Raw genomic sequence first — 13205 nt, 5'->3', positions numbered from 1 at the left:
GATCACGGCAGAACCAATGCTACATCATGCCCCGTCGGCGCGGCACGGTACCGTGCGCGCCCGGCGCCCTTCACTCGAGGAAGGCCGCAAGGTTCGCCAGCGTCGACCTCAAACCCACATCGTGGTCCTCCTGCCGGATGCCCGCGGGCACGTTCTCGCAGAGGATGGTGACCTCTGTGCCGCTCCCGACCGGAGCGAGGCTCCATGACATCGTCATCGTACCCGCGAAAGACGGATCCTCCGACACGAACTCAACCGACTGTACGATCCGCTCGTCCGGAATCAGCTCCAGAAAACGACCCTGAACGATGTCGGTGTTCTCCGAGGTCTTGCCGGCCCCTGAATGCTGCGATGCCTCATAGGTCAGGACCATGCGATAGCGTCCGCTGACCCGCGGTTCGAATGCGAGGATCTCGCCCGTCATGCCGCGTGGCGGGAGCCAGGACGCCAACGACTTGGGGTCAACGAAGGCGCGGTAGATGGCTTGTGGAGACGCTTGGACGATCCTCGAAGCGGAGTCCGTTCTCGTCCTGGCGCCAGGATTGGTCATGGCGTCCCTCCTTTCGGGCAATACACGTTGCTCTTCAACTGCGGCATCGATGCCGTCCAGAGGAGCCCAGCTTCCTCAATGCGACGTTTGCAAACTCCGTTCCGTGCAGGTGGCCAGCACCACTTGAACCTGGATTGACCATCAGTCACCTCCCGTCCAGGTTCGCTGGGTTCTATCCAACCCGCGCCGCCAGGTCGGCCCTGACATCCGCCGCACCGACAACCCGTCCACCGGCGGCTTCGACCCGTTTGACAGCTTCCGCGATCAGCGCGGCATTGTTCCGTGTCTCGCCGAAGGGCGCATCTTCCAGTCCGGCACGAACATGCACACCGCGGGCAACCGCGTGCGGGATCAGGTTGCCAAGTTCCACGCCCAGCCCCGCGATCATCACAGGCGCCTGCGGCGCAACCTCGGCAAGCAGCGCAAGATGGGCCTCGAGCGCATAGGACTTCGGCGGGAAGCCCCAGGCAAAGGCGTCCGAGAACATCAGCCGGTAGATCGGCATCGGCATGCCGGGATAGGCCTTGGCCAGCGCAGCTCCCAGGCGTGTGAAGCCTGGCTCGTAAATGGCATAGCTCGGATGGACCTTATGGCGCTGCGCCACCTCCATGCCCTCGCGAATATGCTCGCCGGGGTTCTGGTAGATGAAGCCTGCCTCGCCTTGTGGGATGCCGGCAAAGGTCGTCCAGTTGCAGGACCCGGGATCGAGCACGCCCCACTCGACCAGGCCGCGCTTCGCCAGCTCCTCCAGATGCCAGTAACGGCCGGAACCGACGATATCGCCGGCATAGCCGGAGCCGACGATCGGGATGGTCGGATAGACGATGGCATCGACCTTGGTGCGGATGCCCTCGATCGCCTGCGCATAGAGTTCCCAGTCGTCGCGCTGGCGGCCGGTCACGAGGTCGTAGACATGAAGATGGACAATGGCCGCCCCGGCCTCGACCGCCGCAATGCCGTCGGCAACAATCTCGGGGATGCTGATCGGAATGCCGGGCTGACGCTCCCTGCCCCAGGGGCCGTTGATCGCGGCTTCGATCCAGATCGGTGTGCTCACGGCGTTTCGTCCTCAGGCCAGGTGTCGGGAACCGAGCGAGCGTCCCCCTCGATATCGATGCAAGAGAGAACCGAACGTCGCCATCAGTGCAACACCACGGTGAGCAAATGAGCTCTGCTTCGGCCTTGCCAGCAGCCCGCGCCAGCACGCTAGAATGCGCAAAAGCCGGGAGGAACGGATGGGGCTCCATTTCGAGGACTTTGACCTCGACAGCAGCATCACGACCCGCGGGCGCACCGTCGGCGAGGGTGACATCACGCTGTTCGCCGGCCTTTCCGGCGATTTCAATCCGCTGCATGTCGACAGCGAGTATTGCGCAGGCACGCCCTTCGGCGAGCGCATCGCCCACGGCCCCCTGACGCTCGCCATGGCGATCGGCCTGATGTCGCAGCAGAACCTGATCGATGCCACCACCATGGGCCTGCTCGATCTGCACTGGACATTTACCGGGCCGGTGAAGGTCGGCGACACGGTCCATGCCGTCGTCACAGCCGTCGAAAGGACACCCAGCCGCAAGCCGGACCGCGGCATCGTCACCCTGCGCCTCGAGGTGCACAACCAGCGCGGCGAGCACATCCAGACCGGCCATCTCAAGCTGCTGATGAAGCGCCGCACTGGGGATCAAGGCTGATGTTGGAACGGCGCCCCAGCTATCGCGAGACCTGTGAGCGGTTCGCCTGGCAGATCCCCGAGCGGTTCAATATCGGCGTCGCAGCCTGCGACCGCCACGCGGACGGCAGTGGCAAGCCGGCGCTGATCTATGAAGACCAGGGGCACGGCGTCGCGACGATGAGTTTCGACGCGCTCAAGCTCGACACGAACCGGCTCGCCAATATGCTGCGTGCCCATGGCGTCAAACCGGGTGAGCGCGTCGGCATCCTGCTGCCGCAACGCCCGGAAACCGCGATGGCCCATCTCGCCATCTACAAGATGGGTGCGATCGCCCTGCCGCTCTTCACCCAGTTCGGACCGGATGCGCTTGAACACCGGCTGCAGCATAGCGGCGCCTGCACGCTGATCACCGATGGCGAGAACATCGTCAAGGTCGAGGCGAGCCGCGGGAGCCTGCCGGAACTCAGGCGGATCGTCCTGATCGACGGCGCAGGCCACCTCGACTTCTGGAGCGAGTTGAACAAGGCGTCCGACAGTTTCACGCCTCTCGACACCACGCCCGACGATCCGGCGCTGATCATCTACACCTCCGGCACCACGGGAAAGCCCAAGGGCGCGCTGCATGCCCACCGTGTGCTGCTCGGCCATCTGCCCGGCGTGCAATTGCCGCAGGAATTCTTCCCGCAGGCCGGCGACCTGTTCTGGACGCCGGCGGACTGGGCCTGGGCCGGCGGATTACTCGATGTTCTGCTGCCGAGCCTCTATTTCGGCGTTCCGGTGCTGGCCTCGCGTGCCCGCAAATTCGATCCCGAGGCAGCCTTCGACCTGATGGCGCGCCACAGCATCCGCAACGCCTTCCTGCCACCGACAGCGCTGAAGCTAATGCGGCAGGTTCACAATCCAAGAGAGCGCTTCGCCTATGCGATGCGCTCGATCGGCACCGGCGGCGAAACACTCGGCGCCGATATGCTAGCCTGGAGCAAGGAAACCTTCGGCTTCGAGGTCAACGAATTCTACGGCCAGACCGAAGCCAATCTGATCGTCTCCAACTGCGCCAGTCTGTTCCCGGTCAAGCCTGGCTCGATGGGGCGCGCCGTTCCCGGCCATCGCGTCGCGGTGATCTCGCCAGAGGGCGCGGTCCTGCCTGCTGGAGAGCAGGGGCTGATTGCGGTCGCGCGACCTGACCCCGTGATGATGCTGGAATACTGGCGCCAACCCGAGGCGACAACGGCGAAGTTCCTCGGCGACTGGCTCGTCACCGGCGATACCGGCGCCTGCGACGAAGACGGCTATTTCTGGTTCCAGGGCCGTGATGACGACATCATTTCCAGCGGCTCCTATCGCATTGGCCCCGGCGATATCGAGGATTGCATCATCCGCCACCCCGCCGTGCTGATGGTTGCCGTGGTCGGCAGTCCGGACCCGCTGCGGACGGAGGTGGTCAAGGCTTTTGTCCTGCCGAAACCGGAGATCACCGCCTCGGCGGCGCTCGCCGCCGAGATCCAGGACTTCGTCAAATCGCGCCTCGCCGCCTACCAGTATCCGCGCGAGATCGAGTTCGTGACGGAATTGCCGATGACCCCGACCGGCAAGATCAGGCGCAAGGATCTGCGGGACCAGGAGATCGCAAGGAAGCGGGGCGGCGAATAACCAGGCGGAGGCGGTTCAAAGCCAAATCTTCATGAGCCTCTCTTCATGAGGAAGGCCCCTGTCGCCTCGAAGAGCCCGGAGCGCGCATGTTCGAGATGCATCAGATGCGTGCCCTCGGGAATGACGACATCTCGGGTTTCACTCGTGCCAAGCCGCCCGCGCAGCCATTGCGCATCGCTGTCCCTGCACAGGCTGTCCCAGGCGCCGCGCACGATCAGGGTCGGCGCCGTGATGTGAGACGGGTCGTAGCCGAGCCGCCCCGACCAGGCCGAGGCGATATCGGCGCGAGGCCCGGAGGGAATCTTGACCGCCGGTTCAGGCCTTCTGCTTGCGGCTTGCGCATCGCTGGCGAGATAGGCTGGACCCCAGTCTGCGAGCGTGGGTTCGATCAGGACCGGGGAGTGGCCATGCGGGACGTCCTCGACGAAGCGCGCGAGCTGGTCGGCAACCGAGACGAGACGCCACGCCCCGATGCTCTCCGGCGCAAGGAAGCCTGGGGTCTTGCGTTGCGCGATAGGCCCGAACAGGACCAGTCGCTCGACACGCTCCGGATGCAGCGAGGCAAGGAGCCCGGCGACGATGCTGCCCCAGGAATGCGCGATGAGCGACACTCGGGCCCGTCCGGTTACGTCCAGCACGTGCTCGATCACCCGCGCCAGCTGTTTTGCGGCCTCTGGCGCGCGCCCGGATGGCGCATTGTCAGGCGCCTGGGCAAGGAAGCTCGCGGGCCTGTCCGAGCCGCCATAGCCCGCGAGATCAAAGCTCCAGACATCGAAACCGCGCTCCTGCAGGTCGTCCATCCAGGAACGCCCGTCGAAGCGGTATGCAACAGAAAGGGCCGACGGAAAGGTCGCGCCATGAACGTAGACGACGCTCGGCCCGGCCCCAGCCGCACGCCGGACCAGCAAGCCGGGCGTCTCGGCCGTTTCCGTCAACCGCATGACCTCGCCCGCGGCGACGGCGCGCGCTGTGTTGATCGAAGCTATGTTCATGGCTGGCTCCCGCCCTTGCTGGGTGGGCGGGAGACTGCGCCTTCGAATACGCGCTGACACCTGGAAACACTTCGGTGCCGACCGAAGGCTTCGGTGGGACTGCCTCTCTGGGCGCCTACAAGGCCTCGAGTACCAGCTCGAAGGTCATCAACACCGGATTGTCGCCGCGTCTCAGACGGCCCTGCGCCATCGCACCGGTGAAATCGACCAGCGCCACATCGATCTCTGCGGCAAGTCGCCCCTGCGCGGGTTCGATGACCCCGGCCTGAATCGCGACTTCGGTCGCGAAATTCTCGACGATCCGGCCATCCTCGAAATGCGCGCCGATGGTGCTGCCGACGCCGCCATGGATGACGGCACGCCGGATGCCGCGTTCGGCACAGAACTCTTCCAGCGCCGTGGTGAAATCGACATTCGGGCCCACACGCAGGGCGAAATAACGCCCTTCGCGCGAAGCGCCGGAGAATGGCACTGCGACCGGGCCGAACAGCTTGAAATTCGTCTCCGGATCGGGCGCGGCGGCAAAACCGGCGCCATCGAGGCCCAGCGCCGGTACGGTGACCGTTTCCGCGAGCACGGTGTCGTCCGGCAGGATATGACCGCCGCTGACCTTGCCGTCCGCTTCCGTCCAGAGCGCGTGGCAGTGGAAGAAGGGCGCTCCATCACGCATACCGAAGGTCATCGCCCCCGTCTCGACGCGCGTCACGCCGGCAGGCCGAAACGTGTCGCTATAGAAGGCGGCATGCTCCGGTGTCTTCGACAGCGCCGGCATCACATAGGCGAAGGGTCCTAGGACGAGCCCATCGACCGTGACCACGCCACTGGTGAAGCCCATTGCCGCAAAGCCGCGGCGCACCGCTTCCAGAAGCGGAAGCCCGGCCGCGAGAGACATCCTGAAGCGTCGGCCATGCGCTTCGATCCATTGAATGCGCTCAGGCGCAGCGGGACCGGGCTGGATGATCTGCCGCATCACCTTTCGCCCCGCATCCGGGCGAGTTCGCCGCGCGCTTCAAGCTCGTCCTTGACCAGCCGCTTCGGCACCTTGCCGTAACCCGACTTCGGCAGCGCCTCCCAGAACAGGAAGCGCTTCGGCATCTTGTAGCGGGCGATCTTGGTTGAGAGGAACTCGGCGAGTTCGGCCTCGCTGGCCTGCGCCCCCGAACATGCGACGCAGACGGCGATACCGATCTCGCCCCAGACCGGATCGGGCACGCCGACCACGGCCACCTCCGCGATTGCCGGATGGGTCAGGATCTTCTCCTCGATCTCGCGCGGGTAGATGTTCGAGCCGCCGGAAATATACATATCGGACGCGCGCCCGGTAATGTAGATAAAGCCCTGTTCGTCCATGTGACCGAGGTCACCCGTACGGAACCAGCCGTCACGGAACGATTTCGCATTGGCCTCGGGGTTGTCGTAGTAGCCCGCGAACACGGCCGGGCCGACGACGCAGATTTCGCCCTGCTCCCCTGCCGCGACCTCACGCCCCTCATCATCCTGGATCTGGACCTGCATTCCCGTGCGCTCGAAGCCGCAGGTCCCGATACGCGCATTCGGGCCATCCTCGGGATCATGCAGGGCTGGCGGCAGCACCGTGATATTGCCGGTGACCTCACCGAGCCCGAAATACTGCACGATCACCTTGCCCAGCTTGGCAAGCGCCGCCTTCTGATCCTCGCGATACATAGGCGCGCCGGCATAGATGACATAGCGCAGCGAGGAGTGGTCATGCGTGTCGACGGCCGGATGCTCGACCAGCATCTTCAGGATCGTCGGCACGGTGAAGATATTGGTGATGCGGTGGCGCGCGATCAGGCGATAGGCCTCGTCGACGTCGAAACGCTCCGACGGCAGCAGGATCGTCGGCGCGCCGCGCGCCGAGATGACGAGCTGGTGCACGCCCGCGCCATGCGAGAGAGGCGCGACCACGAGCGATGCATCCGCCTCCGTCGTTCCCGGCAGCAGGTCGCAGAGATGGTTGGTGACGACGAAACCCATCTGGCCATGGGTGAGCACCGCGGCCTTCGAGCGCCCCGTGGTACCCGAGGTAAAGAAGAACCAGCAGGGATCGTCACGCTCGACCGCGGCATTCGCAACGCTTGCACCAGCATGGCGCGCGATCATCTCGCCGACCTCGGCCTCGCCAAAAGCTCCTGCCCCGATACGCCAGGTAAAGCCGAGCGCGGGTTCAGCAGTGGCGACCGCCGCAGCATGCTCCGGAAAATCGCCATGGCACAGGAAGGCCTTCGCACCGGACGCCGTCGCGAGATAGGCGACCTCGTCCGGCAGCAGCCTGAAATTGGTCGGCACCCAGACGGCACCAAGCCGAAAGGCCGCGAACATCGAGAAGAACATCGCCTCGCAGTTCTTCGAATGAACCAGGATGCGGTCCCCCTTGCCGATGCCTCGCGTCGCCAGCGCCGCGGCCAGCGCCGAAACCTGCGCATCGATCTCGGCCCATTTCCACTGCCTGTCCCCCCAGATGAAGCCAGGGCGCTGGCCGAAGCGGCGCGCATTCTGGGTGACGATATGGGCAAGGTTCATCACGCGGCGCGTCACGGGTGCGACGCCGCCGCGCGGGGCGGCCTGGCTGGCAAGGGCTTCGGTCACGTCAGACGCTCCTCGATTTTGTAATTGGGCGTGCCCCCTGCTGCGGGCTGCCGCCTTGGGATGTCTTTCGGACGAACATCTGCGCGAGCAGGCGCTCCATCCTCTCGGCCTCGGTCGAAAGGTGGCGCGCCAACTCGACCTGGCGCGCGGGAACCATGCGGCTGTCGATCGCCGCCAGGCTGAGTGCGCCGGCGACGCGGCCGTCCGGATAGCGGAAGGCGATGCCGACGCCCCAGGAACTGGCCACCAGCCGGCCGGGATTGAGCGAAAAACCACGCTCGCGGGCCAGCGCCAGATCGGCGCGGATCTCGTCAGGCGGAAAACCGGGATACTGCGTCAGCAGCGCTTTCTCGTTCGCCGCCATGACCCGCTCGACCTCGCCGTCCGGCAGCGCTGCCAACATGGCTAGCGAGCCGGCGCCGACCCCGAGCGGGTGCTGCTGGCCAGTCTGCAGCGCGTGGGTCCGGACCGGATAGGTTCCTTCCTCCCGATGCAGGCAGACCGAGTAATTCTCGCGCCGGATCGAAAGAAAGCTCGTATCCATGGTGATCTCCGACAGGCGCCTCAGGCTCTCCATGGCCAGTTCGAGCAGCCCGTGCCGGCGCGCGGCCAGCACGCCCAGCACGAAAGCCTCCTCGCCGAGGCAGTAATGCCGCGACACAGCCTCCTGCTCGACGAGTCCCGCGCGCATCAGGGCGAGCAGCAGCCGCCGCGCCGTCGGCTTGTTGAGCCCGCTTTCGATGACGATATCGCTCAGCGGCAACCCGCCCGCGGGCTCACGACCGATCAAAGCCAGGAGCCGCAAGGCCCGATCGACACTCTGCGAACCCGAGAGATCACCGGCTGATGCAACGAAATGTTCCATCCTGCGGCCTCAGAGACAGTCCATAATATGGACCCTTTGGTTGTTTTCAGTAGCCTAGTTCGGGCTCAGATAGATTGCAACGCAGGCCTGCTCGTGTATTCTTGGCTAAGTCCGCTGGATCATTCATCCACAGTATGGACCGCGCCGGGCCTCAAGAACGTTCACAAGATCGGCGCGCGGGAGGAAGGGCAGATGTTGTCACGGGATTCCGGCTGGCCGGAGGCCAACGCCATGACTGAAGCGGATATCCGCTGCGGTTCCGTTCCGACATGCGCACGCTCCGGCGTTGCCGTGCGGACGCAGGCTTGAGCCCGGGCATGGCACAGCTCAGCGAGAGCATTGTTCCTTCCGAGAACCCGCTGGATACGGATGCAATCCGCACTGGCTCGGCGATCATGCGGCCGATCGAGATGATCAGCGCCGCACTGCTGCTCCTGATCGTCGGGCTGCTGCTGCTCGGCGTCACCACGCGCTATGTCTTCTCCCTGCCGATTGTCTGGATCGACGAAGCCGCCTCGATCTCTTTCCTCTGGCTCGCCATGCTCGGCTCTGCGATCGCGATCGATCGCAACGAGCATCTCAAGCTGACGCTCTTCATCGGCATGATGCCTGAGCGCATGAGCCAGTTCGTGCAGACGCTGGCCCTGGTCGTGGTTGCCGCCTTCCTCGCGGCCATGATCCACCCGGCGATCGACTACACAATCGAGGAATCCTACGTCACCTCGGCCGCGCTCAACATTCCAAACAGCTGGCGCGTGTCGGCCATCGCATGCGGCATCACCATGATGTTCGTGCTGACGGTTCGCCATGCCATCCGCACCGCGAGGCTGCCGGACCTGATCGTCGCCGTCGCGCTCGTGGCCGGGCTCGCCGCCGCCTGCTGGGGGTTGATGCCGGTCTTCAAGGGTCTCGGCTACACCAACATCCTGATCTTCCTCGTCGTCACGGTGGCACTCTGCCTCGCTGCCGGCGTGCCGATCGCCTTCTGCTTCGGTATGGGTACGCTCGCCTTCCTCGCCTTCAGCACCAATGTCCCGATGATCGTGATGATCGGACGCATGGACGAGGGCATGTCGAGCATCATCCTGCTCTCCGTGCCGATCTTCGTGCTGCTCGGCTGCATTCTCGATGCGACCGGCATGGGCAAGGCGATTGTCGACTTCCTCGCCTCGATGCTCGGCCATGTCCGCGCCGGCATGTCCTATGTGCTGCTCGGCTCGCTCTTCCTGGTCTCGGGCATTTCGGGCTCGAAAGTCTCCGACATGGCAACGGTGGCGCCCGCGCTCTTTCCCGAGATGAAGCGCCGCGGCTACCAGCCCAAGGAGCTCATCGCCCTGCTCTCGACCGGCGCGGCCATGGCCGACACGGTGCCCCCGAGCATCGTCCTGATCGTGCTCGGCTCGGTCGCGGGCGTCTCGATCGCCGGATTGTTCAATGCCGGCTTCGGCATTGCCATGGTGCTCCTCGTCGCACTGGCGCTGCTGGCACGCTGGAAAGCCATCGGCGAAGACATGAAGGGCGTGCGGCGCGCGCCCATGGCCGTGATCGGGCGGACCGCTCTGGTCGCGGGTCCGGCTCTCGTCCTGCCCTTCCTGATCCGCGGCGTGGTCGGCGGCGGCATTGCCACCGCGACCGAGGTCTCGACCATTGCGGTGCTCTACGCCTTCGTCATCGGCATCATCCTCTATGGCGGCATCGGCCTGCGCAAATGCTACGCGATGCTGGTCGAGACGGCGGCGCTCTCGGGCGCGATCCTGATGATCCTCGGCACCGCGCTCGCCATGGCCTGGGCCCTGACCCAGACCGGCTTCGCGCGCGACCTCGCCACTTTCATGGCCGGCCTGCCGGGCGGCTGGCTGACCTTCATGGCAGTGACGATCGTCGTCTTCCTGGTTCTGGGCTGCGTGCTCGAAGGCCTGCCCGCGATCGTGCTGATGGCGCCGCTGATGTTCCCGATAGCCAAGAATCTCGGCATCAACGATGTGCACTATTCGATGGTGGTGGTCACGGCGATGAATATCGGCCTGATGACCCCCCCGATCGGAATCGGCTTCTACATCGCCTGCAAGATCGGCAATGTCTCGCCGGATGAGGCGATGGGCGCGATCTGGCCCTATCTCGTCGCGCTGCTGATCGGCCTTGTCGTCATTGCAGTCGTGCCCGGCCTGTCGACCTGGGTGCTCTGATGCTCCGGCATGGTCGCCACCATCGCAGTGAGGGTTGCAGGGCCGCGGTCCGGAACGCGAGAATTTAGGATAACCGAGATCCCGTCGTCGCGAAGCAAACCAGCGGCGGCGTGAAAGCAACATCGACAGGGAGAGAAACGCTCATGACCATCTCACGCCGCACTCTGCTGCAGGGCACCGCCGCTGCCGCCACCATCGGCTCCTTCCATATCGGCAGGGCCGAGGCACAGACCGCCGAATTCACCTACAAATACGCCAACAACCTGCCCGTCGCGCACCCGATGAATATCCGCGCCAACGAAGCGGCGGAGAAGATCAAGCAGGACACCAAGGGCCGGGTCGTCATCCAGATCTTCCCGAACAATCAGCTCGGTTCCGACACCGACATGCTGAGCCAGGTCCGTTCGGGCGGCGTCGAGTTCTTCACGCTCTCGCCGCTGATCCTCTCGACACTGGTGCCGAACGCCTCGCTCAGCGGCATCGGCTTCGCCTTCCCGAACTACGATGCGGTCTGGAAGGCCCTGGACGGTGAGCTCGGCGCCTATGTCCGCGGCCAGATCGGCAAGGCCAATCTCGTCGTCATGGACAAGATCTGGGACAACGGCTTCCGCCAGATGACGAGCTCGAAGGGCCCGATCAACACACCCGACGATCTCAAGGGCTTCAAGATCCGCGTGCCGGTCAGCCCGCTCTGGACCTCGATGTTCACCGCCTTCCAGTCGGCCCCGGCCAGCATCAACTTCGCCGAGGTCTACACCGCCCTGCAGACCAAGGTGGTCGACGGCCAGGAGAATCCGCTGGCGATCATCGCCACTGCCAAGCTGTTCGAGGTGCAGAAGTACCTCTCCATGACCAACCACATGTGGGACGGCTTCTGGTTCCTGGCGAACCGTCGCGCCTGGGAGAAGCTGCCGGAGGATCTGCGCAAGATCGTCGCCAAGAACCTCGACGACGCCGCGCTGCTCGAGCGCGCCGACGTCGCCAAGCTCAATGCCGGCCTCAAGGACGAACTCGTCTCGAAGGGCATGGTCATCAACGACACCCAGGCAGCTCCCTTCCGTGAGGCGCTTCGCAAGGCCGGCTTCTATGCCGACTGGAAGAAGAAGTATGGCGACGAGGCCTGGGCCATTCTCGAGAAGGCCGTCGGCAGCAGCCTGAGCTGAGCCGGCCCGCTCATCTTTCAAGCCCGGCGGTGCAACAGCGCTGCCGGGCTTTCATTTGAACCACTCGCCACCTGAAGGAAGCACGTCATGGCCGACCGGCTGAAGGGCAAGACCGCGATCGTTTTCGGTGCCGGCTCCTCAGGCCCGGGCTGGGGCAATGGCAAGGCCGCAGCGGTCGCCTATGCGCGGGAGGGCGCCAGGGTCACCTGCATCGACCTCGTCCAGGCTGCTGCCGACGAGACAGCAGCCCTCATCAGCGAGGAGGGCGGCGAAGCGCTCGCGATCGCAGCCGATGTGACTGAGCAGGGCTCGGTCGATGACGCCGTCGCGACCACCATGGCGCGCTTCGGCGGCATCCAGATTCTGCACAACAATGTCGGCGTGACCCATATGGGTGGACCGGTCGAACTCAGCGAGGAGAAGTTTCGGGCGGCGCTCGATCTCAATCTCGGCTCGGTCTATCGCACGGCCAAGGCGGTCATCCCGGCAATGCTTGCGAGCGGCGGCGGCGCGATCGTCAACATCTCCTCGCTCGCCGCGATCCGCTGGACCGGCTACCCCTACTTTGCCTATTACGCCACCAAGGCAGCGGTGAACCAGGCGACGATGGCGCTCGCCATGCAATATGCCCGGCAGAACATCCGGGCGAACTGCATCATGCCGGGCCTGATCGACACGCCGCTGATCTACAAGCAGATCTCGGGTCAGTATGCCTCGGTCGACGAGATGGTCGCTGCCCGCAACGCCGCCGTACCGATGGGCAAGATGGGCACGGCCTGGGATATTGCTGCGGCCGCCGTGTTCCTGGCCTCGGACGAAGCAGCCTTCATCACCGGAGTTTGCCTGCCCGTCGATGGCGGTCAGAGCTGCGCAGTCGCAGCCTTCCCGAGCTGACACCTGGATCATCGGACCGGATACCGTACCGGCTCCGATGATCTGACCTTCTGTGCCTGCATCCGCTTTCCCGAGGACCGCAGCCCACGTTTCGGGCCGATGCTTTAGACGAGCGCCGACTGCATCTCGATCTGATAGCCCTCCGGATCATCGAACACGAATGCCCGGATCCGGAGCGCTTCATGGCTGCGCGGCGGCTTCAGCGCGGAGACGCCGACGCTCTCGACATAGGCATGCCAGCCGTCGACATCAGCGACGCGGATGCAGATCTGCACCGGCTTGACCGGGTGGGCGCGATGACTGCCCGGGCTCTCGTCGACGAGGCCGACATAGCCCCCCTCGGTGATGAGGTAGATCTTCGACCAGCCCTGATCGATCGTAAGTTCGAGCCCGAGCACGTCCTCGTAGAAGCGCATCGCCTGCGGCAGATCGCGATAATAGAGGAAGGTGATCAGCTTCTGGGTCGCGTCATGCGACGGTCTTGCAATCGTCAAGGTTTGCCTCCGAACCACGCTGCCATTTGCCCATCACCAGGTTTGGCAGCGGGCTCGTCAAGCGGCGACCAGAGCGTGGTCGCGACCAGCAGCGCCGGACGCGGTACGAGCCAGGATATGATCGCGCGAGAT

12 protein-coding genes are annotated in these 13205 nt (G+C 64.8%); 5 read left to right on the top strand and 7 right to left on the bottom strand.

The genetic code is table 11. The features are described 5' to 3' along the window. Nucleotides 1-70 precede the first annotated feature (70 nt). Both AC1DGP_RS10370 and AC1DGP_RS10365 read right to left on the bottom strand, forming a co-directional pair. Nucleotides 71-550, bottom strand: coding sequence for an SRPBCC family protein (locus AC1DGP_RS10370; RefSeq protein ID WP_441506979.1), 480 nt, complete (start codon nt 548-550; stop codon nt 71-73). 172 nt (nt 551-722) lie between these two features. Beyond that, on the bottom strand, nt 723-1607 hold the full coding sequence (locus AC1DGP_RS10365; RefSeq protein ID WP_441488179.1) for a beta-keto acid cleavage family enzyme: 885 nt from the start codon (nt 1605-1607) through the stop codon (nt 723-725). 178 nt (nt 1608-1785) lie between these two features. Here AC1DGP_RS10365 and AC1DGP_RS10360 point away from each other — a divergent pair, with 178 nt between their 5' ends. Beyond that, nucleotides 1786-2238 (top strand): MaoC/PaaZ C-terminal domain-containing protein, encoded by a 453-nt coding sequence (locus AC1DGP_RS10360; RefSeq protein ID WP_441506978.1) that lies wholly within the window; start codon nt 1786-1788, stop codon nt 2236-2238. Further along, nucleotides 2238-3869, top strand: a complete 1632-nt coding sequence (locus tag AC1DGP_RS10355; protein WP_476832073.1) for an acyl-CoA synthetase — start codon at nt 2238-2240, stop codon at nt 3867-3869. Before AC1DGP_RS10360 ends, AC1DGP_RS10355 begins: the two co-directional genes overlap by 1 nt. A 29-nt stretch (nt 3870-3898) precedes the next feature. On the opposite strand, the gene AC1DGP_RS10350 is transcribed toward AC1DGP_RS10355, so the two are convergent. The 4 genes from AC1DGP_RS10350 to AC1DGP_RS10335 all read right to left on the bottom strand — a co-directional run bounded on the left by AC1DGP_RS10350 (nt 3899) and on the right by AC1DGP_RS10335 (nt 8336). After that, a complete protein-coding gene (locus tag AC1DGP_RS10350; protein WP_441506976.1) occupies nt 3899-4861 on the bottom strand; it encodes an alpha/beta fold hydrolase in 963 nt (320 codons plus the stop codon). Nucleotides 4862-4976: 115 nt separating this feature from the next. Next, nucleotides 4977-5831: a PCC domain-containing protein gene (locus AC1DGP_RS10345; protein WP_441488175.1), complete on the bottom strand. Its 855-nt coding sequence runs from the start codon at nt 5829-5831 to the stop codon at nt 4977-4979. Beyond that, entirely contained in the window at nt 5831-7471 is a 1641-nt protein-coding gene (locus AC1DGP_RS10340) for an acyl-CoA synthetase (RefSeq protein WP_441506975.1), read from the bottom strand. Before AC1DGP_RS10340 ends, AC1DGP_RS10345 begins: the two co-directional genes overlap by 1 nt. 1 nt (nt 7472) lies before the next feature. After that, nucleotides 7473-8336 carry an IclR family transcriptional regulator gene (locus tag AC1DGP_RS10335; protein ID WP_441506974.1) on the bottom strand — a complete coding sequence of 288 codons (864 nt, stop codon included), beginning with the start codon at nt 8334-8336 and terminating at the stop codon, nt 7473-7475. Nucleotides 8337-8653: 317 nt separating this feature from the next. On the opposite strand from AC1DGP_RS10335, the gene AC1DGP_RS10330 reads away from it, so the two are divergent. The 3 genes from AC1DGP_RS10330 (at nt 8654) to AC1DGP_RS10320 (ending at nt 12579) form a co-directional block, all read left to right on the top strand. Further along, nucleotides 8654-10522, top strand: a complete 1869-nt coding sequence (locus tag AC1DGP_RS10330) for a TRAP transporter large permease (protein ID WP_441488172.1) — start codon at nt 8654-8656, stop codon at nt 10520-10522. Between the two features lie 143 nt (nt 10523-10665). Next, a complete protein-coding gene (locus AC1DGP_RS10325) occupies nt 10666-11685 on the top strand; it encodes a TRAP transporter substrate-binding protein (RefSeq protein WP_441488171.1) in 1020 nt (339 codons plus the stop codon). A gap of 87 nt (nt 11686-11772) precedes the next feature. After that, nucleotides 11773-12579, top strand: a complete 807-nt coding sequence (locus AC1DGP_RS10320; protein WP_441506973.1) for an SDR family NAD(P)-dependent oxidoreductase — start codon at nt 11773-11775, stop codon at nt 12577-12579. 104 nt (nt 12580-12683) lie between these two features. On the opposite strand, the gene AC1DGP_RS10315 is transcribed toward AC1DGP_RS10320, so the two are convergent. After that, the gene (locus tag AC1DGP_RS10315; protein ID WP_476832072.1) at nt 12684-13073 is read right to left on the bottom strand and encodes a VOC family protein; all 390 of its coding nucleotides are present in this window, start codon (nt 13071-13073) and stop codon (nt 12684-12686) included. Nucleotides 13074-13205 lie beyond the last annotated feature (132 nt).

It is taken from the genome of Allobosea sp. 05T433, from assembly GCF_056396065.1.
This window is presented reverse-complemented; position numbering and strand designations above follow the sequence as displayed.

Bases quoted from the DNA above. Each gene is read 5' to 3' on its own strand.
- AC1DGP_RS10360 (WP_441506978.1), top strand. From the start codon at position 1,786: ATGGGGCTCCATTTCGAGGACTTTGACCTCGACAGCAGCATCACGACC.
- AC1DGP_RS10330 (WP_441488172.1), top strand. From the start codon at position 8,654: ATGGCACAGCTCAGCGAGAGCATTGTTCCTTCCGAGAACCCGCTGGAT.
- AC1DGP_RS10320 (WP_441506973.1), top strand. From the start codon at position 11,773: ATGGCCGACCGGCTGAAGGGCAAGACCGCGATCGTTTTCGGTGCCGGC.
- AC1DGP_RS10325 (WP_441488171.1), top strand. From the start codon at position 10,666: ATGACCATCTCACGCCGCACTCTGCTGCAGGGCACCGCCGCTGCCGCC.
- AC1DGP_RS10345 (WP_441488175.1), bottom strand. From the start codon at position 5,831: ATGCGGCAGATCATCCAGCCCGGTCCCGCTGCGCCTGAGCGCATTCAA.
- AC1DGP_RS10350 (WP_441506976.1), bottom strand. From the start codon at position 4,861: ATGAACATAGCTTCGATCAACACAGCGCGCGCCGTCGCCGCGGGCGAG.
- AC1DGP_RS10370 (WP_441506979.1), bottom strand. From the start codon at position 550: ATGACCAATCCTGGCGCCAGGACGAGAACGGACTCCGCTTCGAGGATC.
- AC1DGP_RS10335 (WP_441506974.1), bottom strand. From the start codon at position 8,336: ATGGAACATTTCGTTGCATCAGCCGGTGATCTCTCGGGTTCGCAGAGT.
- AC1DGP_RS10355 (WP_476832073.1), top strand. From the start codon at position 2,238: ATGTTGGAACGGCGCCCCAGCTATCGCGAGACCTGTGAGCGGTTCGCC.